The 1179-nt window shown below is 34.9% G+C and carries 1 protein-coding gene and 2 pseudogenes; 1 reads left to right on the top strand and 2 read right to left on the bottom strand.

What is annotated here, in order from left to right:
* Positions 1-245 precede the first annotated feature (245 nt).
* The gene (locus tag ACFQZ1_RS13560) at positions 246-524 is read left to right on the top strand and encodes an AbrB/MazE/SpoVT family DNA-binding domain-containing protein (RefSeq protein WP_377882723.1); all 279 of its coding nucleotides are present in this window, start codon (positions 246-248) and stop codon (positions 522-524) included.
* Between the two features lie 60 nt (positions 525-584).
* Here the strand turns inward: ACFQZ1_RS13560 and ACFQZ1_RS13565 are convergent.
* Positions 585-743: pseudogene (locus tag ACFQZ1_RS13565) on the bottom strand (HU family DNA-binding protein); the annotation flags it as partial.
* Between the two features lie 50 nt (positions 744-793).
* A pseudogene (locus ACFQZ1_RS13570) lies at positions 794-952 on the bottom strand (IS6 family transposase); the annotation flags it as partial.
* Positions 953-1179 lie beyond the last annotated feature (227 nt).

Raw genomic sequence — 1179 nt, forward strand, 5'->3', positions numbered from 1 at the left:
TATTGTATTTTTTGTTTAGCGTAGGATTTGTCCAAAATGTTGGCGATGCCCCTTATATAAAAGGAGGGAACAATAGATGGAAGACGTACAATTTCCCTTTTTACAAATTTGTATAGAGGCTCTTATTATGATTGTAAGTTTTTAGTTCATCATGTTTTTAATCTTTGGGAGGAGTTTGTTACAATAAAAGAAACATAGGGTATCGTGTGTGGGCTATAAATAAAGATATAAAAGGGAGAGGCCAAATGAAATCAACAGGTATAACTAGAAAAGTAGACGAGTTAGGACGGGTGGTAATACCAAAAGAGTTAAGGGATATATTAGAAATTAGAGAGAAGGCACCATTAGAGATTTATGTAGATGGAGAGAAAATTATCTTAAAAAAATATGAAGCTGATGGTGCCTGTGCCATAACCGGTGAAGTATCGAATCGAAATGTCTCTTTAGCAAATGGGAAGATTAATTTAAGCCCAGAGGGAATTAAGCTTTTAATGAACGAATTACAACAGTACTTAGTGAAATAAGGAATAGCTCATATGAAAAAGAAGAGGATTAGAATCTCTCTTCTTTTTATATATGTTAATCTATTTTACAGCCTCTTTTAGGATTTTCCCCGCTTTAAATGCAGGTGTTTTTCCTCCAGGAATGAACATTTCTTCTCCTGTTTGAGGATTACGTCCTGTACGTGCAGAGCGTTCACGTACCTCAAATGTACCGATTCCAATTATATACAAAAGGGTACTGTTGCGAAGTTTTGTTAAGGTTAAGTGGTGCTAACAAAAAGTCGTACATTTTATGCGATTGTTAGTAGCTCCTGTAATTCATTGTATGTCGAAAAAACGAAGTCTGAGCCAAGACTTTGGTTTCGTTTATATAAAGCATGAATAGTTTCGATGCCTTTCAAGGTACGGGAAGCGTGGCGAAGATTTTGAAATCCTGCGGATTTGAAAAATATAATAGCATGAAAAAGAGACAACTTTAGGATATGCCTAACCGAAATTCATCTTCCACTTTCACTGGCGCACCTTCACGTTTAAAAGTGGAAGACTACTTTCGGATAGAAGTTAAGGCGTTATAATTGCAGCACATCTTTAATTTATAATCGATACTACAGAATCTAATCAAAAAGATACAAGATTTTACAAAAAAAATTGGTTCTGTTGCAAAGTTTTCTACATG

Source organism: Bacillus sp. CGMCC 1.60114, from assembly GCF_042676365.1.
Classification (GTDB): Bacteria; Bacillota; Bacilli; order Bacillales; family Bacillaceae_G; genus Bacillus_A; species Bacillus_A rhizoplanae_A.